Below are 26,459 nucleotides of genomic sequence, written 5' to 3' on the forward strand. Positions count from 1 at the left end.
GGAGCCGGTTCCTCGGTCCCGAACGGCCGTGGGCATCGGGCTCGTCGGGCCCTCGAACCGGCTCCGACCCGGCACGCCCCCTCACCCCGACCGCGTCGCCCGCCCGGCCGATCACGGTCACCCCCCGCACCGCCGAAACCTCTCGTACCGGGCCGCCACCGCAGCCCCGACGAGGGTGAGGCGCTGTGCGTTTCCGACGGACGATGGCCATGACGTGCGTGCTGGCCGGGGTGGCGGTGGTGTCCGCCACGCCGGCGTTCGCGCAGTCGGGTCACCCCACGACGCGTCACACCGCGGCCCGACCGGCGGTGGCTCGACCCACCGCGGGCGTGGGGGCCGAGGCCGGCGTGCCCGCGACGGGCACGGCGTCGCAGCGGGTCGTGGCTCCGGGCCGGACCGCGGACGTCACCGGGACCGTGCTGCGCCTGGACGAGGAGGACTCCGGTGCTGCGGGAACGCTCCTCAGGACCGCTACCGGTTTCGTCCCCCTGACCGGCGACGTGGCGAGCCGGCTGACGAACGGCGCCAAGGTCACCCTGCGGGTCTCCGCGTCGATCGCGAACCCCGCTGCGGTGCAGGTCGAGGAGGTGCTCGGCTCCGCCGCCCGCACCCTGGCGGCCCCCACCGGCGGCAGCCGGGTCCAGCACCTCAAGGTGGCCCTCGTCGCGCCGAAGGGCACGAGTCCCGGTGACTACTCGGTGGCCGACGTGCGGGCCGCGATCGGCAAGGCCTCCACCTACTGGTCGTCGGTGACGAACGGGCAGGTGAGCTTCGTCGTCGACACCGTCGCCGACTGGACGAGTTCCCCCTACGGGTGCGGGGACTTCACGTCGATCTGGTCCGCGGCGGCGAACGCCACCGGCTACACGGGGGCCCCGGCCGAGCACGTCCTCACCGTGTTCCCCCGCTCGGCCGGGTCCGCGGCGAACGGGTGCGCCTACGGCAAGGGGACCATCGGGGCCGACGCCTCCAGCAGCGGTGCCGCCTACGTCGCCGACATCTCCCAGTCGGTCATCGCCCACGAACTCGGTCACAACATGGGCTTCGACCACGCCAACGCCCGCTACGGCACGGCGAGCGCCCCTGACCCGGGCACCACCGGGGGCACGTACGTCCCCTACGGGGACGTCTTCGACGTCATGGGGTGGTCCGACGCCCAGGACGCCATCGGCACCGGGGCGCTCGACGTCGTCCACCGCGACCAGCAGCCGGCCCTCTTCCCCGGGCAGGTGCAGACCGTGACCGCGGCCGGGAACGTGACCCTGCAGGCCGTGGGATCCACCGCGACCCCGGCGGTCAAGGGGGTCAAGGTCGTCGACGGCTCCGACGTCTACTACCTGGAGTACCGCGCGAACGTCGGGACCGACGCCCGGGTCTTCGCCAGCCCCTACGCTCCCGCCGCGGGGGTTCGCGTGCTGCGCAAGGACACCACCTCCCCCTACAACGCCTCCGTCGTCCTCGACCCCACCCCCACCGGGTCGACCCGCGACTGGAACCAGGTGATCCCCGTGGGCGCCACGTTCACCACCGCTTCCGGGCGGCTGCGTTTCACCGTCGGTTCCGCGGTGGGGGAGAACGCCACCGTGTCGGTGGCCTTCGGCGCCACCACCCCCACGCCTGCCCCCACCGCCGCTGCCCCCGCCGCCCCGACGGGGCTCACCGCCACCCTCGACGGCGGTTCCGCCGCCCTGACGTGGACGGCTCCCGTCGGTGGTCCCGCCGTGACGGGGTACCGGGTCAACGTCACGTCGGGGACGACGGTGGTGTGGACGGGGACGAGCACGACCACGAGCACCCGGACTCCTGCCCTGCCGGCCGGTTCCTACACGTACACGGTGACCGCGTCGAACGGTGCCGGGACGTCGGCGGCCTCCGCACCCAAGGCGTTCACCGTCGCCCCCGCGCCGGTCGCGCCGGGTGCCGTGACCCTGACCGGCAGCGGTACCGGCGACCGTTCGCTCTGGGTGAGCTTCACCCCGCCCCCGGCCGTCGCCGGTGTTCCCGTCACCGGGTACCAGGTGACGATCTCCTCCGGTGGGACCGTGCTGCAGACCGGCACGATGGCCGCCAACGTCGGCAAGGTCACCGTCGACGGGCTGGTCAACGGCCGCAGCTACACGGTGGGGGTGAAGGCGCGCAACCAGTACGGGTTCGGCACCGAGACCACCAGCGCCGCCCTCGTCCCGCGGACCGTTCCCGGCCAGGTCGCCGGCGTCACCGCCGTCCGCACCGGGCAGAACGTCGCCCTGGCGTGGAAGGCGCCCGTCGACGGTGGGGCGCCCATCACCGGCTACACCGTCGCCGTCCAGCGCGACGGGGTGGTGCAGCGCAGCGTCTCGGTCACCGCGACGTCGGCGAACTACCCCGTCGAGGCCAAGCACCAGTACCTGTTCACGGTGACCGCGACGTCGGCCGCCGGGACGGGGAAGGCGTCGGCGGCGGTCACTGTCGTCGTCCCCGCCACCGCGCGCTGAGCACACCCCGGACGACGAGGACCAGACCACGGCCGGGGCCACCCACCCCGCCGCCACCGCAGGAGAACGGCTCCGGCGACCGACCACGTCCTCGTGGCCGGTCGCCGGAGTCGGATCACCTCAGGGGCTGAACGGTGCCAGCCCCTGCTCGAAGTGGTCGGTGTCGGCGCAGGCGTGGAGTTCCTCGGCGAGGAGGGCCTTGTCGGCGTCGCTGACGTGGTTGATGCCGACCGCTTCGCTGAGCCCAGCTCATGCCGGCTGACGCGAACGCGGGTGTGGGGGATGTGCGTGACGACGTCACGTCGAGGCGACCGTAGCCCGCGCTGCCTCCACCTCATCGTGCTCGAACGCCGGCGCCATGCGGCGCACTTCTGCCTCCCGCAACCCGTGGGAGCGCCCCACCGTCCGCCAGCGACCGGTGGCGGCCAGCACCTCGGACAGCACGCCCCTCGCCTGCTCCGGGGCCAGGCGGAACTCCCCGGCGATCTGGAGGAGGACGTCCACGCGGGCCCTGGGGTCGGAGACGTCGGCCAGTGCGGTGGCGAGTTGCTTCGGCCCAGGTGCAGGGTCGGGGTTGAGGTCGAAGGCGGGGGAGAGGGACCACGATCCCGCGGAGCGGTGCAGGAAACCGTGGTTTCGCAGGTGGTCGTCGGTGTTGGAGACGAGGACCCCGAAGGCCGCGCGACGCCAGAGCTGGTGCAGGTCCCGGGTCGCGTGGGGTGAGTTCTCCTCGATGGCGGCGCCGATGTCGAGGTAGGTTCCGCGCTCACCATCGCGGGTCTCGAGCAGCGTCATGGCGCTCGCGTAACCCACCCGGCCGTGGTCGTTCCTGTCGAAACGATCCACGACGAGGACGGAACGTCCGGTGATGTTCAGCAGCTGACTCCCCGGCACGTCGATTCCCGCGGATCCAGCCAGGTCCAGAGTGGTCTTCTCCCAGGCCATCACGTCGTGGGTGTCGCTGTTGGCGCTGGGGAACTTGGCGATCGCGATGCGACCGTCCAGTGTTCTGACGTGGGTCTTCGGGCGCGCGCCACCCAGGGAACTACCGGCCCGCAACAGCACGCGGAGGTCGCTCAGTGTCGTCTCCTCGTCCTCGATCCCGTCGGCCAGCGCGAGCAGGTCTCCGAGGTCGGTCAGGGCGGGGACGCCGGTCGACTCCTCGGCGAGGAACCGTCCCGTCGTGGGGTCTGCGAACCGCAGCGCTCCTTGACGCAGGTCGTCACGGACTCCCAGGAGGAGGGTCAGTTCCGTGAGTCGTCTGGAGGCGGAGCCGTCGGCTGCCGCGCGTCGGCGTTCGGCGCGCTCGACGAGTCGGCGGCCCCACCGATCGGGAGACGTGTCGCCGAAGGACCGGAACATCGCCAGACCGGCTGGTGTCTGCTGCGGGCCGGCCGTCAAGGGGAGGGCGGGTTCCAGTGCGTAGGCGCGGGGATCTGCGAGGTAGGTGTCGGCGTAGGTGAACGTCGCGGACTCGGCTCCGCGCCCGGCGTGTCCGTGGAGGCGGCCGGCCCGCAGATCGGCACTGTCGACGGCTACGTGGACGTCCACCGTCCGCGGCACGGGGCTGGTCGCGGCGTCGCCGTCAGGCATCGGTGACCGGCGGGGTGCGTGGCGTGCGGACCCGCTGCGGGAGCCGCTCGTCGGCGCGGGCGCGTCCGAGGTCCGTCTCGTAGGGATCGGCGGCCCCGACGATCAGGTCGAGCACGCCGACAGCGCGTGCGACGCGCAAGGTGTTCTCCAGGCTGGCTCCGCGGCCGTTCTCGAGAGCGCTGACCGTTCCGCGGGAGAGACCGGCCCGGTCTGCGACCTGCTCGACGGTGAGGTTGCGCAAGCGACGCCACGTCGCGAGCTGGGTGCCGACGGTCGTGAGCGCCCTGGCGACGGGCAGAGGGGTGCGTGTGCGTGCCACGGCTCCTCCTCGTGCTGGTTTTCGTGGTTCTTCGCGGCGTTGCTGACCAGATTGTTGCACGTAAGGTCTCGCGGTGCGTCTGGTGTTGGATCTCTTCCGCGACAGGAACTCGGTGGCCTGACCGTTCGGCGTGGTGTCGGCGCAGGAGTCGTATGACGGCGCCGCTGTGAGTACTGCCCCCACGATCATGCAGATCGTATTCTCTCGAGGTACGTTTTGCGTGTGCCGAGAACCACCGGATCAGAGCGCAACCGCGCGGTGGGCTTGCCGATCGCCATCTCCCGCCGCTCGCCGCGTGTCCTGACCACGCGGGACGCTGCCGCCGTCTACAGCGCGCCCCGGCCCCAGCTGAAGCGCCTCACCGACGCCGGACTGCTGCTGCGCCTCACCGGCGGCGTCTACGCGGTACCGCCGTCGGGGCGTGAGGCGAGCGGGTGGACACCGGATCTCGAAGTGCTCGCCGGCGGGATCGGCGCGGCGGTCTTCGGCGCGGACCAGGCCGTGGTCGTCGGGATGAGCGCGGCCCGCCTGCACGGTGCCGTCCCACGCGCGCTCGGCGAAGCCTTCGTCGCGGTGCCCCGCCAGCACCGTGCCGTGGTCGTCGAGGGTGGGCGAACGGTTCGCTTCCTGATGCGCCGCACCGACCTCCTCGACGCGGAAGCCGTTCCCACCGAGATCGGGCCGCTGCTCGTCGGCACGGTCGAGCAGACCGTTCTCGACCTGGGCCACGGCCCGTTGCACGCCCCGGAGTTCTCGGCGGAACGGGAGGCCGTCTCGGCGCTCGCCCCTCGCCTCGACTGGACGGTGGCCCGGCAGTTGGCGACGGCACAGCGGCGGGCGGCAGCCCTCCGTCGGGTCGAGACTCTCCTCCGGGAGGTCGCCCGGTGACGTTGTCGGATGACGACCTGCGGCGGGTGGCGTCGCTCGAGTGCGCGAACAGCTGACGGTTCCGACGAGCTGGATCGCGGCCTCCGCCGGCCGATGGAGGACGGTGAGTCTCCCCGGTACCACCGCCCGTCCCGCCCAGCCCGGCACCGCCCGCACCGGAAACCCCCTCTCGGCCTCGGTCGGCCGACGCCTCGCTCTGGGCTTCGGGGCCGTCGCCGCGTGCGTGGCGGTCGCCGGGGGTCTGGGCACCTGGGCGCTGGACCAGCAGGGGAACACCACCGACGACCTGCAGCGCCTCGACGCGGTCTCCCGCCAGGTGCAGTAGCTGCGCTACTACGACGCCGACGTCAGCGGCTGGCAGGGCTGGCTGTACGCGCAGGCGGAGGCCGAGAGCCCCGCTGCGGCCGTCGACCCGGCGGGCGCCAACGTCACGGGTCTCAAGACCGACCGCGAGGCGGGGACCGCCCTGCTCGACGGTTTCGACGAGGAGGCGTTGACGGCGTCGGAGCGCACGGTGCTGGACCAGGCCCGGACGGAGTGGAAGGACTTCTTCGCGGTCCAGGACACCTTCGTGAGCCAGGTGGCCCAGGGCACCCCGGAGTCGATGGCGACCGCTTGGGCCACCCTCAACGGGCCCCTCGACGCGTCGTGGAAGGCGCTGCTCAAGAGCACGGAGGCGCTGGCCGGGAGCGTCGACGCCCGCACCGAGGACGCCCAGGCGGCGGCGGCCACCCGCGAGACGCGGCTCAAGGTCGTCCTGCTCGCGGCGACGGTCCTGGCCCTCGCGCTGGCCGCGGTCACCGCGCCCCTGGTGGCGCGTTCCATCACCCGCCCCCTGGCCCGCACCCTCGCGGTCGTGCAGGGTCTCGCCGCCGGTCGTCTCGACCAGCGCGTCGCCCTGACCGGGCAGGACGAGGTGGCCCGCCTCGCCGTCGCCCTCGACGCCACCATGGACCGTCTCACCGACACCGTGCGCCGCATCTCGGCGAACGCCGGCACCCTCGCCGGGTCCAGCGAGGAACTCACGACCGTCGCCACCCAGCTCTCCTCCGGCGCCGAGAAGGCCGCCGCGCAGGCCCAGGTCGTCTCCGCCGCCACCGAGGAGATCTCGGCCAACATCGGCACGGTCGCCGCGGCCGGGGACGAGATGTCGGCCGCCATCCGCGAGATCGCGACCTCCACCGCTGAGGCGTCCATGACCGCGGCCGGTGCCGTCGCGGCGGCGGGTGCGGCCGGGGACACCCTGGACCGTCTCTCCGCCTCCTCCCGCGAGATCGGGGAGGTCGTGAAGCTCATCACCTCCATCGCGGAGCAGACGAACCTGCTGGCCCTCAACGCGACGATCGAGGCCGCCCGTGCCGGGGAGATGGGCAAGGGGTTCGCCGTCGTCGCCGGCGAGGTCAAGGAACTCGCCCAGCAGACCGCCCGCGCGACGGAGGAGATCGTGGCCAAGGTCGGTTCCACCCAGTCCGACGCGGCCGCGGCGGCCGGGGACACGGTCGCCCGCGGGCCCGGCGGTGGGCGCGCTGCGCACTTCGTGCGGCTGGAACCGCGGGAGGGCGACGGGACGTGAGTCCGGACCGGGGCCCGGCCGGGGGCTCACCCCGACCGGTCCCCGCTACCGCAGCCTCAGCCGACGAACGGCTCCAGCCACAGGTGTTCGGCCTCGATGCGGTCCGCGCGGCGCAGGTCGTCCTCGAAGTCGACCTCGACGATGTCGTAGCGCGACACGTCGACGGGGACGACGTGCAGGCCCCGGCGGGCGATGGCCGTCTCCAGCCCCCGCTCGAAGTAGTCGGTGTCGGCGCAGGCGCGGAGTTCCTCGACGAGGACGGCCTTGTCGGCGGCGCTGACGTAGTTGATGCCGACCGCTTCGCCGAGCCCGCCGGTGACGGTCTTGGACAGTTCCCGCACGAAACCCTCGGGGTCGACGGTGTACTTGACCTCCTCCTCGCCCACGGCTTCCGTGTTGACGCAGACGAAGGTCTCGTCGCGGTCCAGCCACGGCTGCACGTGGCGCAGGACGCGCGGGTCGAACACGACGTCGCCGTTCATCCACAGGACGCCGCCCGGGTGGGAGGTCTCCAGCGCGCGGAGCAGGCTCTTCGAGGTGTTGGTGGAGTCGAAGAGCTCGTTGTAGGCGAAGCGCAGTTCCGGGTGCGCCTCCATGATCACGTTGGCCTTGAACCCGACGACGACGGCGACGCGCGCACCGTCACCGAGCGCGGTCCGGACGTTGTCCAGCTGCTGCTGCATGATCGTGCGTCCGTCGCGGAGCACGGTCTGCGACTTCGGCAGGGGACGGCCCAGGCGGGTCCCGAGACCCGCGGCGAGGACGACGGCCTGCACGTTCTGGGAGCGGCTCACGCACCCACCTCCTTGCGTCGGTACACGAGATCGAGGACGCGGTCGGCGGCGTGGCCGTCCTCCGCGTGGCTGAACATCTCCTGGAACGCCTCGTAGCGCTCCTTCGAGGCGGTGCTCACGGCGTCGAGGTCCGCGAGCGCGTCGAGGACCTCCTCCGAGGACCGCAGGACCGGACCGGGAGCGATCCCGGTCAGGTCGAAGTAGAACCCCCGCAGCACGTCGCGGTAGTGCTCCAGGTCGTAGGCGAAGACCAGGATCGGCTTGCCGGTCAGGGCGAAGTCGAACATGGCGGAGGAGTAGTCCGTCACCAGCACGTCGGCGGCCAGGTAGAGGTCGTTGATGTCGGGGTGGGTGGAGACGTCCACCACCCCGGGCACCTCCCCGCCGCGCAGCGCCTCCGGCACGAGGTGGTGCAGGCGCAGCAGCAGCGTCTGGTCGGCGCCCAGGCGCTCCGCGAAGCGGTCGGGGTCCAGGGGGAGGCGGTAGGCCTCGGCGCCCTCGAGACGGTCGTCGTCGCGCCAGGTGGGCGCGTAGAGGACGGCGGTGCGTCCCTCGGGCAGGCCCAGCTCGGCGCGCACGGCGGCGCGGCGGGCGGCCGCGTCCGGGGCGAGCAGCGCGTCGTTGCGCGGGTAGCCGGTGACCGGCACGGCACCCGTGTGGCCGAACGCGGCGCGCAGCGCGACGGCGCCGGCCTCGCTCGGACCGACGAGGACGTCCCAGCGGGTCACGTCCTCGTCGAGCAGGTCCATCAGGGCCGTGTCGTCGGTCTGGAAGTGCGCGTCGCGGTGGATGCGCTTGAGCGGCGTCCCGTGCCAGGTCTGCACGTAGGTGGTTCCCGGGCCCTTGCGCCACCGCGGGAGGTGGTTGTCGGCGAACACGACGTCGGCGGACTCCAGCGCGGCCACGGCCTCGGGGGTGCCCACGGGGACGGTGCGGGTGCCGGTGGGGAACGAGTCCGCGTGGCGGGCGTGGGCCAGCCAGACGTGCTCGACGTCGAGCTCGTCCCGGGTCAGTGCGCGCTGGTGCAGGGCTCGCGGGTTGTCGGAGTAGCGCCCTCCGAAGCTGTAGTAGACGATCTTCACGTTCTTCTCTCTGTCGACGGGTCAGGCGGGCGCATCCCTGCGTCCCCTCTGCAGTGTGCGGCCTGTACGGCGCGAGGACGACACTCCGTGTCCGGGGGCCCGAGGTGCGGGACGGCCGTGGATCTGGTTGAATCTTGTACTACCTGACCAGCGGAGGACCGACGTGAGCTCGACCAGCACCGACGACGGCAACACGGGTTACGTGAACCCCACCGGCGACTTCCGCCGCGACCAGCGCTACATCGAGACCCGCATCACCGCGGACGGTCGTGACGGCTACCCGGTCGAGGCGGGCCGCTACCGCCTGATCGTGAGCCGGGCCTGCCCGTGGGCGAACCGGGCGATCATCGTCCGGCGCCTGCTGGGCCTCGAAGGCGCCCTGTCGATGGGCATCGCGGGACCGACGCACGACGAGCGCAGCTGGACGTTCGACCTCGACCCCGGCGGGCGCGACCCGGTGCTGGGCATCGAGCGCCTCCAGGAGGCGTTCTTCGCCCGCATCCCCAGCTACGACCGGGGGATCACCGTCCCCGCGATCGTCGATGTCACCACGGGGCAGGTCGTCACCAACGACTTCCCGCAGATGACGATCGACCTGTCGCTGGAGTGGAGCGAGTTCCACCGCGAGGGCGCCCCGCAGTTGTACCCGGAACACCTGCGCGACGAGATCGACGCGGTGAACAAGGACGTGTTCCGCGACGTCAACAACGGCGTGTACCGGGCGGGTTTCGCGGGCACCCAGGACGCCTACGACCGTGCCTACGACCGGCTCTTCACACGGTTGGACGCGCTGTCCGAGCGTCTGGAGACCCAGCGCTACCTGGTCGGCGACACCATCACCGAGGCCGACGTCCGGTTGTTCACGACGCTGGCGCGCTTCGATCCCGTCTACCACGGGCACTTCAAGTGCAACCGCTCGAAGCTGTCCGAGATGCCGGTGCTCTCGGCCTACTTCCGCGACCTGTACCAGACGCCCGGTTTCGGGGACACGACCGACGTGACCCACATCAAGGCCCACTACTACCGCGTCCACCGCGACATCAACCCGACCGGCGTCGTGCCCGCCGGCCCCGACCTGTCGGGGTGGTGGGAACCCCACGGTCGTGAGGCGCTGGGCGGTCGCCCGTTCGGGGACGGGACCCCGCCCCCGCCGCCTGTGGAGTCCGAGGTCGTCCCCCGCGACCACGCACCGCAACCCCGCTGAGACAACGGTTCAGAGGTCGCGGGTCGTCCGGTACGTCGTGACGCCCGCGGCCGGGTCGGTGCTGGTCACGCTGGTCGAGCGCAGGGTGCGGGGCCGGAACAGGGCGAACTCGAGGACGACGCCGAGGACGCCGACGACCATGAGGATGACCCCGACCGTGGAAAGGTCGAGGCCCGAGACGGAGAACGTCACGGCGAAGCTGAGGACCGCTCCGAGGGCGATGAGGAAGATGCTGGTTCCGAGGCGCATGGAACCAGCGTCCCGTCATCTCGCACGCACTGCGTCGCCGAAACCCGTCGGGTCACGCGGACGGCGCAACGCCACGGTCCGGGGTCAGGGTTGCACCAGGATCCGAACCGGGTTCCCCTGCCGTTCGTGCAGCCGACGGACCCCGTCGGCGACGTCCTCCAGGGGGACGACGGCGCTGACCGAGCGCGAGAGGTCGAGGCGCCCCCCGGCCAGCAACCGGACGAGCGTCCCGATGTCGGAGTTCCGGTAACCCAGGTGCCCCAGGGCCTTCTTGCGGGACAGGTTGAACTCCATCGACGTGCCCAGCGACAGGGGCTGCCCGCTGAGCCCCACCCCCACGACCCGCCCGCGCGGCGCCAGCATCGCCAGCCCCTGCTCGAAGGTGGAGGCGAGGCCCACGGCGTCGAAGGCGACGTCCAGCAGGTGGCCGCCGGTGGCCTCGGCGATGCGCTCGCGCAGGTCCGGGTCGTTCGGGTCCAGGGCGACGTCGGCGCCGACGGTCAGGGAGCGTTCGCGCACCTCGGGGTCGAGGTCGACGGCGACGACGGGCACCGCACCGACGAGTCGTGCGAGCTGCACCAGGTGGGTCCCCACCCCACCGACGCCCCAGACGCCGACGGCTTCCCCGGGACGGACGTCCGCGGTGTGCACGACGGCGCCGAACGGCGTGGAGACCGCGTCGGCGAGCAGCGCGGCCTGGTCGAGGGACACCCCGTCGGGAACGCGGGTCAGGCCGCCCGCCTCGGCGAGGGTGTACTGCGCCCAGGCGCCGTCGTAGGCGAACGCCATCAGCAGCAGCCGGTCGCAGTTCACGAGGTCTCCCCGGCGGCAGCGGTCGCACCGGCGACACGGCCGCCCGGCGGCCGGCACCACGCGGTCACCGACCTCCCACCCGGTGACGCCCTCGCCGAGGGCGGCGACGGTGCCCGAGGCCTCGTGGCCCTGGGTGATGGTCTCGGGCCCGCGAGGATCGGTGAACGAGCCGTCGAGCAGGGCGAGGTCGGAGTGGCAGATGCCACAGAACGCGACCTCGATCAGCACCTGGCCCGGACCCGGGTGGGGGACGGGGACGTCCTCGACCGACATCGTGCGGGTCGGGACGTGCAGTCGCTGGGCGCGCATGGTGGTGGGCAGTTCGTTCATCGTCGTCCTCCGAGGGGGTTCGGTTCCGGCCAGAACTCCGCGAGCAGCGCCGCGAACTCCTCGGCCCGTTCGATCTGCGGCATGTGCCCGGTGCCGGGGAACACGTGGGTCCGGGCGTGGGGGAGTGCGGTGCGGGCGGCGTCGAGCTGTTCCACCGGCAGGACCCGGTCCTCGCCGCCCCAGACGACGAGCGTCGGGACGGGGTGGCGGGCGGCCGCGCGCAGCAGGTCCCGGCGCCAGCGGGACCGCACCCCGAGGACCGTCCCGAGGGACCGGGCGGTCTCGTGCATGACCCGCACCCCGTGCGGGCGTCGGCTCAGTGCGTCGGCACGTTCCACCCGGTCGGCGGTGACGAGCGCCGCGTCGTGGAAGACGCCGCGCAGGGTGCGGCGGGAGGCGCCGGGACGGGGCGCCAGCAGCCGTGGACCGAGCCACGGCACCGTGATGACCCGCAGGGCCGCGGTGACGCGGCGGCCGAAACCCGCGGGGTCGGCCAGGACGAGGCTGCGGACCCGTTCCGGAGCGTCCGCCGCGAACTGCAGGGCGACGGCCCCGCCGAGGGAGTTCCCGACGACGTGGAGGGGTTCCCGCAGACCGACCGCGTCGCAGAACGCGGCGACGAACGCCGCCAACCGCGGCACCGACCCCGGGACGGGCAACGGGTCGCTGCCGCCGAAACCCGCGAGGTCCACGGCCCAGCAGCGGTACCGCGGGCTGAGCAGTGCCACCTGCTCGTCGAAGTCCTCCAGGCTGCACCCGATCCCGTGCAGCAGCAGGACGGGCGCACCGCTGCCCTGCACGCGGTAGCGCGCGCGGATCCCGTGGGCCAGGGTGACGTGACGCGCGGGTTCGAGGCCCGACGTGCTCACGAGAACTCCAGGGCGGGGTCGTCGACGCGGCGGTGGCGCAGCCCGACGACGTCGAGCGGGTAGTTCTGGTGCAGCCGCCACGGCGTCGCCCCACCCTGGGAGGGGAGGAGACCGGCGGCCCGGCGCACGTAGCCGGAATCGAGGTCGATGAGCGGTTCCCGCTGCCCCGCAGCCGGTTCCCGGGGGACGACGACGCGGTGCGAACGCCGCTGCATCAGGTCCAGCAACCGGCAGACGTGCTCGGTGACGAGGTCGATCTTCAGGGTCCACGACGCGTTCGTGTAGCCCAGGGCGAAGGCCAGGTTCGGCACCCCCGACAGCATCATCCCCTTGTAGGTGACGCGGTCGGCCGGGTCGACGGGTTCGCCGTCGACCGACAGCGCCATCCCGCCGAGGAACAGCAGGTTGAGGCCGGTGGCGGTCACGACGACGTCGGCGGAGAGTTCCGCACCGGAGGTCAGGCGGATCCCCGTGGGGGTGAAAGTCTCGATCCCGTCGGTCACCACCGACGCCCGTCCCGACCGCAGCGCCCGGAACAGGTCCCCGTCGGGGACGAAGCAGACGCGCTGGTCCCACGGGTCGTAGTCGGGGGTGAAGTGGCGCTCCACGTCGAAACCCTCGGGGAGGCGGGCCGCGACGCGTTCGCGCAGCACCTCGCGGGCCCGGCGCGGCCACCGTCGGGTGAACTGGTACGTCGCGGTGGCCAGGGCGATGTGCTTCGTCCGCACGAGGGCGTAGGCCAGACCCTCCGGAACCCGACCGCGCAACCGGTCCGCGAGGTGGTCGCGGGAGGACAGGGCCAGGACCCAGCTCGGGGAACGCTGCAGCATGGTCACGTGCTCGGCGTCCCGGGCGAGGTTCGGGACCAGGGTGACGGCCGTGGCGCCGCTGCCGATGACGACGACGCGCCGGCCCGTCGTGTCCAGGTCGGTCGGCCAGTGCTGCGGGTGGACGATCCGTCCGCCGAACTCACCGGCTCCCGGGAACTCGGGGGTGTACCCCTCGTCGTAGCGGTAGTAGCCGGTGCAGCTGAGCAGGAAGCTGCACGTCAGGCGCACCGTCTCGGAACCTCCGCCGGCGCGGGGCCGCTCCACGACGACGGTCCAGCGCGCGGTCGCGCGGGAGAAGTCGGCGGCCAGCACGCGGTGGTGGAAGCGGACGCGTTCCTCGACGTGGAACTCCCGCGCGGTCTCGGTCACGTACTCGCGGATGTCGGCGCCCTGCGCGATGGCCTTGCCGCCGCGCCAGGGACGGAAGGAGTACCCCAGGGTGTACATGTCGGAGTCCGACCGGACGCCGGGGTAGCGGAACAGGTCCCAGGTCCCGCCGATCGCGCCGCGGGACTCGAGGACGGCGAACGTGTGGTGGGGCAGCTTCTGCCGCAGCCGGCAGGCCGCGCCGATCCCGGAGAGGCCGGCCCCCACGACGAGGACGTCGAGGTGTTCGAGCGGTTCGCCGTTGTCCACGGCGACTACCTTTCAACACCCTGTCGACTCTGTCAACAGGGTGTCGACGACGACGTCCGGGAGCGGTCGTCGCGGGTTAGGGTCGAGCGCGTGAGCACACCACCGACCGCCGTCGCGCGGGGACGTCGCGCCCCCCGTCCGCGCAGCGAGGACCGGGAGACCGCGATCCTCGACACGGCGGAACGGCTGTTCGGCGAACGTCCCTACGCCACCGTCTCCGTCGACGACCTCGCGCGGGGGGCCGGGTTGTCCCGGCCGACGTTCTACTTCTACTTCCCCTCCAAGGAGGCGGTGCTGCTCGCGCTGCTCGACGGGGTCGTCGCCGAGGCCCGGGCCCGTCGGGACGAGGCGCTGCGCGTTCCCGCGGCGGGCACCGCCGACCGCTGGCGCCAGATCATCCACGCGATCCAGGACCCGTTCCGCACCCACCGCGCGGTCACCCTCGCCGCCGCGGAGGCCCGGGCCACCAGCGGCGCGGTCCGCGACGTCTGGAACGGTGTGATGGAACGCTTCGTGGCGGAGACCGCGGCGGAGATCGACGCCGAACGCGCCCGCGGTGCCGCGCCGGCGGGTCCACCCGCCCGCGACCTCGCCATCGCCCTGAACTGGATGAACGAGCGGGTCCTGCACTCCTCGTTCACTGCCCAGCAGCCCGCGCTGGAACCCGGGGACGCCGTCGAGGTGCTGCTGACGGTGTGGTTGCGCACCATCTACGGACGTGCCGACCCGCAGTAGAGCGGGACGTCGAACGGCCCGGCACCCACGGGTACCGGGCCGAACGGCGGAACTGGTGTCAGTGCGCGTCGGAGGCGCGGATGTCACCGTGGACACCGTCGGGGAAGAACCCACCACGGTCGGTCTTGCCGGGGTTGAGGAAGACCACGTTCAGCACCTGGCCGAAGGTGCGGGAGTAGGCCACACCGTTGACGTCGCCCGGGGCGACGATGATCGAGCCCTTGGAGCCGTTGACGCCCTGGTCGAGGTCGGTCGGCCCGTCGAGGGAGTCGCGGGCGTTGGAGATCGCGTCGGCGGCAGCGCCCTGTCCGCGCGCCACGAGCGTGGTGCGGATGGTGGCCGCGTGGTACGCCTCGAAGGCGAGGATGCCGGCGGCGGCGTCCAGGTAGGTCTTGTTCGTGATGAGCGGGGCGGCACCCTTGTAGGCGGTGACCCCGACGTCCTCGAAGAGGAACGCGCCGAGCAGGAAGCTGGCCTCGTCGGCGAACGGGTTGAAGGACTGACCGGCCTTGATCAGCCCGGCGGCCTGGGCGGCGGCGGTGAAGGAGCCGACGAGGTCGATGGTGGGACGGGCGACCTTGACGGTACCCAGCGCCGAACGCAGGAACTTGACGTGGGCGACCTCGTCGTGGGCGATGTCTTCCGCGATCTTGCGGACGGAGGACGACTTGAAGGGAACCTTCGAGCCACCGGTGACGGCACCGATGTTGTAGTTGCCGTCGATGTCGCTGTTCGAGAGGCCGTGGCCGAACGCGGCGTAGGAGTAGAACTCCGCCTCGAGGTACTCCAGGTTCAGGGCGAAGTTCAGGATGGTGGCGTCGGAGATGAGTTCACCGTTGGCCGTCTGACCGTTGGGCTGGGCGGAGCTGGGCGGGTTGCTGTCGGCGAAGGCGGACGAGGCGCCTCCGGTGCCCACCGCAGCCGCGCCGGCGACGCCCAGGCCGGCCAGACCTGCGGTGCGCAGGAAGTTGCGTCGGTCGGCGCCGGTCTCGGCACTGCGGTCGATCATGGTCTTGACGAGCTTGTTTCCGAACACGGTTCCTCCGGTGAATCGGGTGGGTCGCGCGAGCTCGGTCACGGTGTCTCGTCGTGACAGCACCGGACCGTCGTGTCGGCCGGCCTCGTGCGCCGGTCACCCGTCCTTCGGGGCACTGGGCCGAACGGATTGCTCTCCGGTGGAAGTTCATGCGTCAGAGCGGAAAACAATACTCTCCGTGTTCAGATGTCACGGATGGGCGTCAGCACGTGGTGGGCGGGAACGGGGGGCGCGTCCCGGAGCAGGATCTGCAGCAGTTCCCCGACCGGGAGGGGCCGGTGGAACAGGTACCCCTGGGCCAGCGGGCAGCCCAGCGCGACGATTTCCGCCTCCTGCTCCGCGGTCTCCACACCCTCGGCGATGACCAGCAGACCCAGTTCGTGCGACATGCGCATCAGCCCGCCGAGCACGGCCCGGCGTCGGGGACTGACGGTGATCTGGGAGGTGAAGTCCCGGTCGAGCTTGAGGAAGTCCGCCGGCAGGGCGTCGAGCTGGCTGAACGCGGAGTAGCCCGTGCCGAAGTCGTCGATGGCGGTCCGCACGCCGATGGCGCGGAGTTCCTCCAGGGTCTCCCGGGTCGCCACGGACGCGGCCTCGACCGTGCTCTCGGTCACCTCGACGACGAGGTCGTGCGCGGACCAGCCCGTCTCGGCGAGGATCCGCAGCAGTTCCGCGACGAAGTCCGGGTCCACCAGGTGCTGCCCGGAGGCGTTCACCGTCAGCAGCAGGTCCCGGCCGAGGGCCTCCCGCATCCGGACGGCGTCCGCACAGGCGAGGGCCGTCACCGCCAGGTCCAGCTCCTTCACCAGCCCGTTCGCCTCGGCGAGCGGGATGAACTGCGTCGGTGGGACCGGACCGCGGGTCGGGTGGTTCCACCGGGCCAGGGCTTCGACCCCGACCACCTCGCCCGTCCCGGGGACGACGACGGGTTGCAGGGCGACGGACAACCCACCGGACAGGAGGGCGGCCCGGAGGTCCTCCACGAGACCGTCGTCGCCGCTGGCGGGCACGGCCACGCGGCCCCGTCCCGCCGCCTTGGCGTCGTAGAGGGCCGCGTCGGCACGGCGCATCAGGCTGCCGGCGTCCTCGTGGGCCCGTCGCTGGGCGACGCCGACCGAGAGCCCGGCGGGGAGCGCGGCGCGTCGCAGCGACTCGGCCACCGCCGCCGCGGCCTCCTGGTCGCACCCGGGGAGGACCAGCGCGAACTCGTCCCCGCCGTGCCGCGCGAGCACGGCTCCCGGGGGACCGTGGTCCGCGAGGCTCTGCGTGAGGACCTCGGCGAGGGAGACCAGCAGGGCGTCGCCGGCGGCGTGCCCACCGGAGTCGTTGACCTCCTTGAAGTGGTCGACGTCGACGACGGCGAGCGCCAGGGAGGTGCCGTTGCGGTGGGCCTTCGCCACCGCCTCTTCGAAGCGCTCGTCGAGACCCCGGCGGTTGAGGAGTTCGGTGAGGCTGTCGCGGGTGCCGTGCGAGGCCCGCTGGACCAGGCGCCCGATGACGGTGACGACCGCCACCTGGACGAGCACCATGGCCGCCACGACGCCCGGGTCGATCCCGCGCCAGAGCAGGCTGCCGGCGACCGCGACGAGCAGCAGGGCCGTGTGGGCCACGGCGTGGTTGCGGGAGAAGAAGTACAGGTTGTCGATCGCGCAGAACACGAAGACCCCGGCGACGCCGAGCGCGGTGGTGTCGTCGGAGCTGAGGACCACCCCGGAGGCGAGCATGAGGGCCGCCTGCCCCACCACGACGTGGAAGGCCCAACGGGGTAGCCGGAGTCCACGGGTCAGGAGCATCGTCCCGACGACCACCGCGATCGTGGCCAGGCCGAGGATGGCTCCGCCCCGGGTACCGGGGTGCGGCCAGGTGCTCGTCGTGGTGAGGACGACCGCGGAGCCGCCGGCGACGTAGAAGGCGCCCGTGGTGAACGCCATGAGCCGGGGGGTCGCGACCTCGGGCACGGTCCCGGACGATGTGCTCACCGATCGATCATCGGAAGGCACCGGTTCCGACTTGACCTCACCCGGCGGTGGCCGCCGGCGGGTCCGTGCTCCGTCCGGCGGAGCCGGTGAGCAGCTGACAGGTCACGGCGGGCGGGACCCGACTATCGTGGCTGCATGGATCTGGAGCTCCAGGCTGACCAGGAGAAGCGTTCACTGGAAGGAAGCGCTTACTCAGAGGCTCGAGAGCGGGCGGACGACTTCCGCCGGGACGCGCTCGAAGACCCCGCCGCCGCGATCTACCCGCACGCCGACGTCTCCGACGTCGAGCTGACCGCGGCGATCGACGGCATCGTGCAGAAGCCCGTCGTGATCACCCGGCAGGGAGCTGAGGCGGCCGTGCTGGTGTCCGTCGACTTCTTCAACCGGGCGCACGCCGCGGTGGAGCTGCTCGAGGACGACGCGACCTTCGAGGACGCCTAGGCCCCCACGCGCGACGTCCGGCGGCTCCCGGGTGACCGGTGAGCCGCCGGACGTCGCACGTCCACGGAGTTCCGTCTCAGGACCGCAGTCCCGCGGTCACGCACGCCTGGCTCGCCGACCCGGCGCAGAGCGCCTCGACCGTCGTGAACTTGTCCGCGATGACGGTGGTGGCCAGGTTCGACGCGGTGACGGCGGTGGGCTGCAGCAGCGTCGTCGGCACCGCGCCGGCGCCGTTGTCGGTGGTCGTCGTGGTGGTGACGGCCTCCCCGCGTCCCAACGCCAGGGCCATGTCGGCCGCGGCCGCGGCGAGCTGCGGCATCGGCTTGTAGGCCGTGACGGCCTGCTCGCCGGTGAGGAGGCGCTGCATGGCCGCGACGTCGGCGTCCTGGCCGCTGATGGGTGGCAGGGTTCCCGTCCAGCCGGCCTCGCGCAGGGCCTTCGCGGCTCCCTTGGCGATGCTGTCGTTGGCGCCGACGACGCCCGCGATCGGCGTGCCGTGCAGCTGCTGGATGGCCTGCTTCATCGCGATCTCGGCGTTGTCCGCGGACCACTCCGGGACCCAGGCCTGGAACCCCGTGGTGATCTTGCCGTCGAGCACCGACTTCGCCCCCGAGGCCACCCAGGCCGCGTTGCTGTTGCCGGCGTCGCCGTCGAGCTCGACGACGACCGCCCCCGGGGCGGGCTTGGCGTCGAGGACGGCCTGGGCGCCGATCGCCCCGACCTTGCCGCTGTCGAAGGTGACGAACGCGTCGATCGCCGACCCCTTGATGAGGCTGTCGTAGGAGATCACCTTGGCCCCGCCGGACGTCGCCTGCTGGGCGATGGTCGCCGCACCCGCGGAGTCCTTGGGTGCGACGACGAGGACGGTCGCGCCGTCGCTCAGCGCCTTCGACGCCTGCTGGTTCTGCTCGTCCTGGGTCGAGGCGAAGTAGACGTCGACCGTGCAGCCGGGGCACGACTTCGCGACGTCGATCTGGAAGTTCGGGACGTCGGACGCCTCGTAGCGCAGCGAGGTCTTCTCCGCGAGGAACGCGATGTGAGGGGACGCCGTCGAGGCGGAGCCGGCGGTCGAGGCCGTCGCCGGACCGTCCGAACAGGCCGTCAGCGTGCCGGTGGCCGCGAGGAGGACGAGGGCGGTGAGGGTGCGCGTGCGGCGCCGGCCGAGAACCTTGACCATGGGCTTCTCCTGATCTCGGGGCGCGTCAGAACTGGAAGCGGCTGACGGCGGTGGACATGCGGGTGGCCATCTCGGCGAGTTCGCGGACGGCGCGGTCGGACTCCAGCGCCCCGTTCCCGGCGGTCGTCGCGGCACCGGCGACGGAACCGATGTTCCCCGCGATGTCCTCCGCGCCGTGGGCGGCGTCGGCGACGCTGCGGCTGAGTTCCTGGGTGGTCGCGGCCTGTTCCTCGACGGCGGCCGCGATGGTCGCCTGGTAGTCGCTGATCTCCGCGATCACCGAACCGATCGAGCCGATCGCGCCCATCGCGGAGGTGACGTCGGACTGGATCGCCTCGACGCGGTGGGAGATGTCCTCCGTCGCCCGGGCGGTCTGCTGGGCGAGTTCCTTGACCTCGCCGGCGACGACGGCGAAACCCTTGCCGAGTTCCCCGGCGCGGGCGGCCTCGATCGTCGCGTTCAGGGCGAGCAGGTTCGTCTGTTCCGCGATCGCGGTGATCGTCTTGACGACCGTGCCGATCTCACCGGAGGAGGTTCCCAGCGCGTCCATCGTCGCCCGGGTGGTCTCGGCGAGTTCCACGGCCCGTTCGGCCACCGCGGAGGCGTTCGAGGCGTTCGAGGAGATCTCCCGGATCGAGACCCCCATCTCCTCGGTACCCGCTGCGGCACCGGCGATGTGGGCACTGACCGCACCCGCGGTACCGGCGACCTCGGCGGCCCGCTGCGAGACGCTGCCGACGCCGTCGGCGATCCCCTGGCTGGTCGCCGTGAGGCGGTCGGCGGACGACGCGAGGGCCGAGGCCTCCGCGCTGAGGGCGGCGACGGTGCGGCGCATGCTGCTCGTCGCGGAGGTGAGGGCGCTCGCCATGGTGCCGACCTCGTCCCGCTGGTCGATCTCCGCGGTGGCGGTGAGGTCGCCGTTGGCGACCCGCTCCAGGACCTCGCTGACCTTGCGCAGCGGCCCGACGATGCGGCGGACGATGATCCGGGCGAGCACGGCGGTGAGCACGAGCCCGACCACCATCGTGAGGATCATCGCGAGCCGCGCCCGGCGGTACGTGTCCTGCGCCGCGGCCGACGACGCCTCACCGGTCTTCGCGCCGAGCGACTCCAGGGTCGAGAGTTCCGACGACGCGTTCGCGGCCAGCACGGACAGGTTCCCCAGGTAGAGCGTCTGGAAGCTCTCCCGGTCACCGGACTCGGCGAAGGGCAGCAGGAAGTCGTCGCGGGTGTTGCGGTACGCGCTCCACCAGACGTCGAAGCGCTTCAGCGCCTGCCGCTGCGCGGTGGTGAGGGAACGTCCCTCGAAGCTCTTGACGCGGGCGTCGAGCTGCGTGTCGTCCTCGCCGATGCGGGTCTTCAGGTCGGCGTAGGCGACGTCGTCCGAGGCGAGCGCCAGGTTCGCGAGGTCGCGCTGGGTCTGCAGGCTCGCGGCGCGGACACCGGCCAGCTCGGCGTTGGGAACCGTCGACCGCTCGTAGGTGGCGCTCGCGCGGTCGCTGACGCTGTGCAGTCCCGTCAGCCCGACCCCCAGCACCGTCCCGGAGACGACCGTGCCCAGCACGACCACCGCAGTGATCTTCGTGCCGACGGACCGGTCGGCGAACCACGAACGCCGGCCGGGCTTCCCCGTACCGCTCTCGTGCTCGAGTCCTCGCGACACCGCAATCCCCTTCGAACGGATCGGTCGACCAGGGTTGGACGACCGCGTTGCTGCCCTCTGGTTGGACCTTCGGCGTCGGCACCGTCGATGCTGAGTTCCGGGACCGCGCGAATTTGTGAGGGTTGAAGTATCTAGAAGTTTCGCCGGTGCGGTCCTGGGCCCTGCGCTTCACGTCCGCCCGGCCGCTGCCGATGGACCGGTGTGACCCCTGCCTCCACGCGCACCCCCGTCCCGCGTCGACTGCGCCGGACCGCCACCTGGCTGCTCGCGATGTCGTTGCCCGCGGCGGCCGTGGCCGGTGGGGCGAGCGCGCAGGCCGCACCCGCCTTCGACTACGCGGTCGTGGGGATCCCGACCCCGGGTCTGTCCGGGCCCCGGTCGGTGGTGGTCGACGCGAACGGCGTCGTCTTCGTCGCCGACGCGGGGCACCACGTCGTGCGCCGGATCACGCCCGGCGCAATGACGCCGGAGGTCGTGGCCGGTGTGGACGGGGCCGTTGGACTTCCCTCCGGCGGCAAGCTCGACACCCCGTCGGGCCTCGCGCTGTCGCCCGACGGGAAGACCCTCTACGTCGCCGACGAGGGCAACGACGTCGTCGTCAAGGTCGACGCGAAGGTGGTCCTGCCGACCACGCCGACCACGCCGACCACGCCGACCACGCCACCTGCCCCGTTGCCGGTGTTCGCCGGGAAGGAGGGTGTCGAGGGGGCGCCGACGAACGTCGCGTCGGCCAAGGACTCCAAGCTCAAGAACCCGAAGGGCCTGGCCGTCGACGCCGCGGGAAACCTGTACATCGCCGACTCCGGCAACAACCAGGTCGAAAAGGTCACCTCGGTCGGGGCCATCGCCGTCTTCGCCGGGACGGGATCGCCCGGCACGGCGACGGCCGGTCCGGCGCTGAACTCCACGCTCTCCGGTCCCTCGGCGGTCGCCGTGGACGCCAACGGGTCCGTCTTCATCGCCGACGCCGGGAACCACGCCCTGGTGAAGGTCGTCCCGACCACCGCGAACGGAACCCTCTCGATCGTCGGGTCGACCGGTACCGCGACGGTGACCTCGCTCGCGGTCGACCTCGCCGGCACGTTCTTCCTGACCGACTCGGTCGCCGGTCTCGAGAAGATGGCCTCCGGCGTGGTGTCACCCGTCGCGATCGACCCCCTCGCGACGGGGTTCGGCACCCCCGTCGCCGTCACCACGAACCTCGGCGGGGACCTGTGGGCCGCCGACGCCACGAGCCTCGCGCAGCTGCACTCCAAGGCGCCCGTGGGCCTGCCGAAGGTCACCTCCGCCGCCCCGACGACCGCCGCGGTCGCCACGCCGTTCACCTTCCGCGTCACCGCCTCCGGATCACCGACGCCGACGTGGTCCTTCGTCGACCAGACCCCGCCGACCTGGCTCGCCCTGGGCGCGGGGACCGGTGTCCTCTCCGGAACCCCCACGGCCGCAGGGACCTCCACGTTCACGGTTCGCGCGGCCAACAGCGCGGGCCACGACGACCAGGTCATCACCCTGACCGTCGGCGCCCTCCCCGCCGCCCCGGCCGTGCCGACGGCCGTCGCGGGCGACGGCCGTGCGGTCGTCACCTGGGCCGCCGCCGCGGCGTCCACGACCACGACGACCCCCGCGGTGAGCGGGTACAAGGTCACCCCGTACAAGGACGGCGTCGCGCAGACCCCCGTCGCGTTCTCCGCCACCCAGGCCACGACCCAGGTCCTCACCGGACTGACCAACGGGTCGAAGTACACGTTCACCGTCGCCGCGACGAACTCCTTCGGCACGGGGACCGCGTCGGCGGCGTCCACCGCGGTGACGCCGTACGCGACCGTGAAGAAACCCGTCCTGGACGTCCCGGTCAGCCGGCTCTCCGGCAAGGACCGCCTCGAGACGGCCGTGAACTCCTCGAAGGCGTTGTTCCCGACGACGGGTTCCGCGGGTGCCGTCGTGGTCTCGGCCGGGTACAAGTACGCGGACGCGCTCGCCGGGGCCCGCCTGGCCTCGGCGACGTCGGCGCCGCTGCTGCTCACCGAGTCCGACAAGCTCACCCCGGCGGTGGGGACCGAGATCTCGCGCGTCCTCGCGCCCGGCGGGACGATCTACGTCCTCGGCGGCAGCGGAACCGTCTCCACCGGGGTCGCGGCCTCCCTCGCGGCGTTGTCGCCGAACTTCAGTGTCGTGCGGCTCTCGGGTGACGACCGGTTCGAGACGGCCGCCCGCATCGCCGACGAGGTCACGGCCCGGGCTCCGGGGACCGACACCGCGCCGATCTACCTCGCCAGCGGGGTGAACTTCCCCGACGGCCTCGCGGTGTCGGCGCTGGCCGCCCGCACCGGCGGGATCGTCCTGCTCACCGACGGCCCCGTCATGCCCGCCGCCACCGCCGCCTACCTCGCCGCGCACGACGCGACGGGTGCGCGGGTCGTCCCCGTCGGCGGGGTCGCGGCCCAGGCGGCGAAGACCCTCCCCGCCTCGGGTGGGAGTTCCGCGCGGGCCATCGTCGGGGTCGACCGGTTCGACACCGCGAACCTCGTCGCCCGCAAGTTCACGACGGGTACCGCGACCAAGGCCGCGGGGGTCGCGACGGGTGACAACTGGCCCGACGCGCTCGTGGGTTCCGCGGCGATGGGTCTGCTCGGTGGGCCGTTGCTGCTCACCAGCGGCCCCGACCTGTCGACCTCGGCCGCGGCCGCGCTCACCGCGCTGGACGCCGCGAAACCCCTCACCACCGGCGTCGTGTTCGGTGGCGAACCCTCGGTGCCCGCGGCGGCGGCGACGAGGTTCGGGTCCTACGTCGCGCAGGACTGACCGGCGTCGTCGCGCTCAGGGCCGGGTGGGTGCCCCCAGCCGGCCCCGGGTGGCGACGATCAGCACCAGCGTCGCGACGGTGGTGGCGAACAACTGCACCACCAGCGTGTCCTGGTCCCCGTCGAGGGCGGGGAAGATCGCGGGCCACAACAGGGTGTAGGTGCTGTTGATCCCCGCGTGCAGCAGCATCACCAGCGGGACGCTCTGCCCGCTCCGGTTGAACACCCAGGTCATCACGAGGCTCAGCGGCACGCAGGACGCGGTGAACAGCACCGGGTGCGTCCAGGAGAAGTCGGGCCAGCCGCCCCACTCGGTGAGGAACAGCGGCAGGTGCCACGCGCCCCAGAGCAGGCCGAGGAGAACCGTTCCGGGGACCGCGCCGAAACGCGTCTGCAGGCGGGGCAGGGCGAAGTCGCGCCACCCGGGTTCCTCCGCGAGCGCGGTCGTGACGACCTGGAGCGCGAGCATCGGCAGGTAGCTCACCAGCAGCAGGACGCCGACCGGGCGCACCGCCTCCCACGCCTGCGGGAGCACGAACGTCGCCGCGAGGATCGAGACCGGCACGACGACGCCGACCCCGAGGTACCACCGCCAGCCGACGCCGAAGCGCAACAGCCGGCCGCGCCAGGAACGCAGACCCGGGCGTCCCTCCACGAGAGCCGTCACCACGAAGGCCGCGGTCACCGGGCCGAGGTAGGCGCCGGGGAGGACGCCCAGGAGTTGCGAGGTTCCCAGGAGGGCCGGGAACGAGAAGGGCAGGACCCCGAGTCCGTTGCCGGACAGCACGTACGGGATCCACGCCAGCCAGCTGAGGCCGAAGGCGAGGGTGAAGAACGCGACGAGGGGGTGCCGGGAGACGACCCCGGGCGGGCGGACCCGCAGGGCAGTGGTGGTCATGCCGAGCAGTCCACCGGAACCCGGCGCGCGGGTCAGTCCCGCAGGCGACCCGGTCGGGGTGGTGCCTGCACTACCTCTGTTCCGCGGTGCGCAGGAACCGCAGGACCGCGGCCACCCGGCGGTCCACCTCGTCGGTGGGGGAGAGGTCAAGCTTCGCGAAGATGCTGCGGATGTGCTTGTGCACGGCGCCGTCGGTGACGAACAACCGCGACGCGATGGCGGAGTTCCCCAGACCCTCGGCCATGAGTTCCAGCACCTCGCGTTCGCGCGCCGACAACCGGTCCAGCCCGGCGTCGGGGCGGGTCCGGGTGAGCAGTTGCCCGACGACCTCCGGATCGACCGCGGTCCCGCCCTCGGCGACCCGGTGCAGGGCGTCGAGGAACTCCTCCACGCGCCCGACCCGTTCCTTCAGCAGGTACCCGAGCCGGCGTGCGCCCCCCGCGAGGAGTTCCGTCGCGAACGCCTGCTCGACGTAGGCGGACAGCACCAGCACCGCGAGGTCCGGGTGCCGGCGACGGGCCTCGACGGCGGCCCGGATCCCCTCGTCGGTGTGGGTGGGGGGCATCCGGACGTCGACGATCGCGACGTCGGGCAGGTGTTCCTCGACGGCGGCGAGGAGTTCCTCGGCGTCGGCCGCCGTCGCGACGACGTCCAGGCCCTCGGCCCGCAGCAACAGGGCCAGCCCCTCGCGCAGCAGCGCGTCGTCCTCGCCGATCACGATGCGCACGGCAACCACACCTCCACCTCGGTCGGACCACCGGGTGGGCTGGTCAGCTCCAGCCTGCCATCGTGGGCGCGGACGCGGTGCAGCATCCCCGACAACCCCGACCCCGCGGCCGCGTCGGCCCCGCCCCGGCCGTCGTCGGTGACCCGCACCAGCAGTTCCGCCCCCCGGCGTCGCACGGTGAGCGTGGCGGAACGGGCGCCGCTGTGCCGGGCCACGTTCGTCAGCGCCTCGGCCACCACGAAGTAGGCCGTCGCCTCGACCGAGGCCGGGCACCGGCCCGGGACGTCGACCTCGACGTGGCACGGCACCGGGCAGGCCGCGGCGAGGCCGGTGACCGCCCCCGCGAGACCCCGGTCCTCCAGGACCGGCGGCAGGATCCCCCGGACGACGCTGCGCAGTTCCGCCAGCGCCTGTTCGGCGGCGCTCTGGGCCCGTTCCAGCAGTTCGTCGGTCGTGGCGGGGTCGGCACCGGGACGGTTCAGGGAACGGCGGGCCGCACCGAGCAGCACCGTGACCCCGACGATCCGGTTCTGCGCCCCGTCGTGCAGCGACCGCTCGATGCGGCGCAGTTCCGCGACGTGGGCGTCGAGGGCGGCGGCGCGGGTCGCGCTCAGCTCCGCCACCCGCAGGGACAGGTCGGTGCCGGGCGGCGGAGCCAGCAACGTCAGCCCCGGTGCGGCCTGCCACCGCGCCAACCGCGGGGAGGTCCCCACGGTGAGCGCCGCCCACCCGAGACCCAGCAGGGCGACCGCAGCGGCGGAGGGCCAGCCGTCCACCGTCCACCACCACGGGGAGGCGTCCACGTCCGCGGGAACCACCCTCCACCACAACGGGAACGACAGGTCGCGCAGCGCGTAGACGGGCAGCAGGACCCCGACGAGACCGAGCAGGAGGCCCCAGGTGGCGTGCACGGGGAGCCACAGCAGTTCCCGCCGCACCGCCGCGTCCCGCACCGCCGCACGCGACCCGGACGGGACGGGGCCGGCCGGCAGCATCGTGGAACGGTTGCGCCGCAGCCGTTCACGCTCCCGATCGCCCAGGCGGCGCAGGGTCCGCAGGGCGCCGGGGACCAGGAGGAGACCGATCCCGACCACGCACAGGACCCCGACGACGACGACCCAGACCAGCAGGAGACCCGCGAGGAAGGAGGTTCCGAGGCCGCCCCCGAGACGGGTGACCGCCGCCCTGGTCGTGGCGGTGCCCCGGCGGAGCGCGGACAGGGCGCTGGGGTTCTCGGGGGGTTCCACGGGCACGCCGCGACGGTACGAGGTCGACGGCGCCGGTGTCCGCTGGTCTCCGCTGTTGTGGCCAGGGACGGGTGAGGAGTACAGCCTGCTGCACCTCGCCC

Annotated in this window: 23 protein-coding genes; 8 read left to right on the forward strand and 15 right to left on the reverse strand. The window is 72.6% G+C overall.

Features of this window, described 5'->3' with window-relative positions:
* Positions 1–185 precede the first annotated feature (185 nt).
* On the forward strand, positions 186–2,474 hold the full coding sequence (locus OG218_RS16375; protein WP_328294299.1) for a M57 family metalloprotease: 2,289 nt from the start codon (positions 186–188) through the stop codon (positions 2,472–2,474).
* Between the two features lie 297 nt (positions 2,475–2,771).
* Here OG218_RS16375 and OG218_RS16380 read toward each other — a convergent pair whose 3' ends face one another.
* Positions 2,772–4,067 (reverse strand): type II toxin-antitoxin system HipA family toxin, encoded by a 1,296-nt coding sequence (locus tag OG218_RS16380; protein ID WP_328294300.1) that lies wholly within the window; start codon positions 4,065–4,067, stop codon positions 2,772–2,774.
* Positions 4,060–4,386, reverse strand: coding sequence for a helix-turn-helix domain-containing protein (locus OG218_RS16385; protein WP_328294301.1), 327 nt, complete (start codon positions 4,384–4,386; stop codon positions 4,060–4,062). Before OG218_RS16385 ends, OG218_RS16380 begins: the two co-directional genes overlap by 8 nt.
* Before the next feature lie 222 nt (positions 4,387–4,608).
* Between OG218_RS16385 and OG218_RS16390 the strand changes: the two genes are divergently transcribed.
* The 3 genes from OG218_RS16390 to OG218_RS16400 all read left to right on the forward strand — a co-directional run bounded on the left by OG218_RS16390 (position 4,609) and on the right by OG218_RS16400 (position 6,847).
* Positions 4,609–5,274, forward strand: a complete 666-nt coding sequence (locus tag OG218_RS16390; RefSeq protein WP_328294302.1) for a type IV toxin-antitoxin system AbiEi family antitoxin domain-containing protein — start codon at positions 4,609–4,611, stop codon at positions 5,272–5,274.
* Between the two features lie 103 nt (positions 5,275–5,377).
* Positions 5,378–5,599 (forward strand): hypothetical protein, encoded by a 222-nt coding sequence (locus OG218_RS16395; protein ID WP_328294303.1) that lies wholly within the window; start codon positions 5,378–5,380, stop codon positions 5,597–5,599.
* Between the two features lie 168 nt (positions 5,600–5,767).
* A complete protein-coding gene (locus OG218_RS16400; protein ID WP_328294304.1) occupies positions 5,768–6,847 on the forward strand; it encodes a methyl-accepting chemotaxis protein in 1,080 nt (359 codons plus the stop codon).
* Between the two features lie 56 nt (positions 6,848–6,903).
* Here the strand turns inward: OG218_RS16400 and OG218_RS16405 are convergent, their stop codons facing one another.
* Entirely contained in the window at positions 6,904–7,641 is a 738-nt protein-coding gene (locus tag OG218_RS16405; RefSeq protein WP_328294305.1) for a phosphocholine cytidylyltransferase family protein, read from the reverse strand.
* Entirely contained in the window at positions 7,638–8,723 is a 1,086-nt protein-coding gene (locus tag OG218_RS16410; RefSeq protein ID WP_328294306.1) for a CDP-glycerol glycerophosphotransferase family protein, read from the reverse strand. The genes OG218_RS16405 and OG218_RS16410 overlap by 4 nt, the downstream gene beginning before the upstream one ends.
* Positions 8,724–8,886: 163 nt before the next feature.
* Here OG218_RS16410 and OG218_RS16415 point away from each other — a divergent pair, with 163 nt between their 5' ends.
* Positions 8,887–9,927, forward strand: a complete 1,041-nt coding sequence (locus OG218_RS16415; RefSeq protein WP_328294307.1) for a glutathione S-transferase family protein — start codon at positions 8,887–8,889, stop codon at positions 9,925–9,927.
* 9 nt (positions 9,928–9,936) lie between these two features.
* Here OG218_RS16415 and OG218_RS16420 read toward each other — a convergent pair whose 3' ends face one another.
* From OG218_RS16420 to OG218_RS16435, 4 genes are all read right to left on the reverse strand, one after another.
* The gene (locus OG218_RS16420) at positions 9,937–10,176 is read right to left on the reverse strand and encodes a DUF6458 family protein (protein ID WP_328294308.1); all 240 of its coding nucleotides are present in this window, start codon (positions 10,174–10,176) and stop codon (positions 9,937–9,939) included.
* Between the two features lie 84 nt (positions 10,177–10,260).
* The gene (locus tag OG218_RS16425) at positions 10,261–11,310 is read right to left on the reverse strand and encodes a zinc-binding dehydrogenase (RefSeq protein WP_442906517.1); all 1,050 of its coding nucleotides are present in this window, start codon (positions 11,308–11,310) and stop codon (positions 10,261–10,263) included.
* A gap of 5 nt (positions 11,311–11,315) precedes the next feature.
* On the reverse strand, positions 11,316–12,188 hold the full coding sequence (locus OG218_RS16430; RefSeq protein ID WP_328294310.1) for an alpha/beta fold hydrolase: 873 nt from the start codon (positions 12,186–12,188) through the stop codon (positions 11,316–11,318).
* Positions 12,185–13,654 (reverse strand): flavin-containing monooxygenase, encoded by a 1,470-nt coding sequence (locus OG218_RS16435; RefSeq protein ID WP_328294311.1) that lies wholly within the window; start codon positions 13,652–13,654, stop codon positions 12,185–12,187. The genes OG218_RS16430 and OG218_RS16435 overlap by 4 nt, the downstream gene beginning before the upstream one ends.
* 90 nt (positions 13,655–13,744) lie before the next feature.
* On the opposite strand from OG218_RS16435, the gene OG218_RS16440 reads away from it, so the two are divergent.
* Positions 13,745–14,389 (forward strand): TetR/AcrR family transcriptional regulator, encoded by a 645-nt coding sequence (locus OG218_RS16440; RefSeq protein WP_328294312.1) that lies wholly within the window; start codon positions 13,745–13,747, stop codon positions 14,387–14,389.
* A 58-nt stretch (positions 14,390–14,447) separates the two neighbouring features.
* On the opposite strand, the gene OG218_RS16445 is transcribed toward OG218_RS16440, so the two are convergent.
* A complete protein-coding gene (locus OG218_RS16445) occupies positions 14,448–15,425 on the reverse strand; it encodes a ferritin-like domain-containing protein (protein ID WP_328294313.1) in 978 nt (325 codons plus the stop codon).
* A gap of 182 nt (positions 15,426–15,607) precedes the next feature.
* Entirely contained in the window at positions 15,608–17,404 is a 1,797-nt protein-coding gene (locus OG218_RS16450; RefSeq protein ID WP_328294314.1) for a putative bifunctional diguanylate cyclase/phosphodiesterase, read from the reverse strand.
* Positions 17,405–17,539: 135 nt separating this feature from the next.
* Here OG218_RS16450 and OG218_RS16455 point away from each other — a divergent pair, with 135 nt between their 5' ends.
* A complete protein-coding gene (locus OG218_RS16455) occupies positions 17,540–17,845 on the forward strand; it encodes a hypothetical protein (RefSeq protein WP_328294315.1) in 306 nt (101 codons plus the stop codon).
* 76 nt (positions 17,846–17,921) lie between these two features.
* Here OG218_RS16455 and OG218_RS16460 read toward each other — a convergent pair whose 3' ends face one another.
* On the reverse strand, positions 17,922–19,022 hold the full coding sequence (locus tag OG218_RS16460; RefSeq protein ID WP_328294316.1) for a substrate-binding domain-containing protein: 1,101 nt from the start codon (positions 19,020–19,022) through the stop codon (positions 17,922–17,924).
* Between the two features lie 25 nt (positions 19,023–19,047).
* A complete protein-coding gene (locus tag OG218_RS16465; RefSeq protein WP_328294317.1) occupies positions 19,048–20,685 on the reverse strand; it encodes a methyl-accepting chemotaxis protein in 1,638 nt (545 codons plus the stop codon).
* Positions 20,686–20,886: 201 nt separating this feature from the next.
* Here OG218_RS16465 and OG218_RS16470 point away from each other — a divergent pair, with 201 nt between their 5' ends.
* Positions 20,887–23,487, forward strand: coding sequence for a cell wall-binding repeat-containing protein (locus tag OG218_RS16470; RefSeq protein ID WP_328294318.1), 2,601 nt, complete (start codon positions 20,887–20,889; stop codon positions 23,485–23,487).
* Positions 23,488–23,502: 15 nt separating this feature from the next.
* On the opposite strand, the gene OG218_RS16475 is transcribed toward OG218_RS16470, so the two are convergent.
* From OG218_RS16475 to OG218_RS16485, 3 genes are all read right to left on the reverse strand, one after another.
* Positions 23,503–24,384 carry a CPBP family intramembrane glutamic endopeptidase gene (locus tag OG218_RS16475; protein WP_328294319.1) on the reverse strand — a complete coding sequence of 294 codons (882 nt, stop codon included), beginning with the start codon at positions 24,382–24,384 and terminating at the stop codon, positions 23,503–23,505.
* A gap of 70 nt (positions 24,385–24,454) precedes the next feature.
* On the reverse strand, positions 24,455–25,111 hold the full coding sequence (locus OG218_RS16480; RefSeq protein ID WP_328294320.1) for a response regulator transcription factor: 657 nt from the start codon (positions 25,109–25,111) through the stop codon (positions 24,455–24,457).
* Positions 25,099–26,364 carry a sensor histidine kinase gene (locus OG218_RS16485; RefSeq protein WP_328294321.1) on the reverse strand — a complete coding sequence of 422 codons (1,266 nt, stop codon included), beginning with the start codon at positions 26,362–26,364 and terminating at the stop codon, positions 25,099–25,101. Before OG218_RS16485 ends, OG218_RS16480 begins: the two co-directional genes overlap by 13 nt.
* Between the last annotated feature and the right edge of the window lie 95 nt (positions 26,365–26,459).

This window comes from Kineococcus sp. NBC_00420 (genome assembly GCF_036021035.1).
Taxonomy (GTDB): domain Bacteria; phylum Actinomycetota; class Actinomycetes; order Actinomycetales; family Kineococcaceae; genus Kineococcus.

Bases quoted from the DNA above. Each gene is read 5' to 3' on its own strand.
- OG218_RS16455 (WP_328294315.1), top strand. From the start codon at position 17,540: ATGGATCTGGAGCTCCAGGCTGACCAGGAGAAGCGTTCACTGGAAGGA.
- OG218_RS16460 (WP_328294316.1), bottom strand. From the start codon at position 19,022: ATGGTCAAGGTTCTCGGCCGGCGCCGCACGCGCACCCTCACCGCCCTC.
- OG218_RS16475 (WP_328294319.1), bottom strand. From the start codon at position 24,384: ATGACCACCACTGCCCTGCGGGTCCGCCCGCCCGGGGTCGTCTCCCGG.
- OG218_RS16380 (WP_328294300.1), bottom strand. From the start codon at position 4,067: ATGCCTGACGGCGACGCCGCGACCAGCCCCGTGCCGCGGACGGTGGAC.
- OG218_RS16420 (WP_328294308.1), bottom strand. From the start codon at position 10,176: ATGCGCCTCGGAACCAGCATCTTCCTCATCGCCCTCGGAGCGGTCCTC.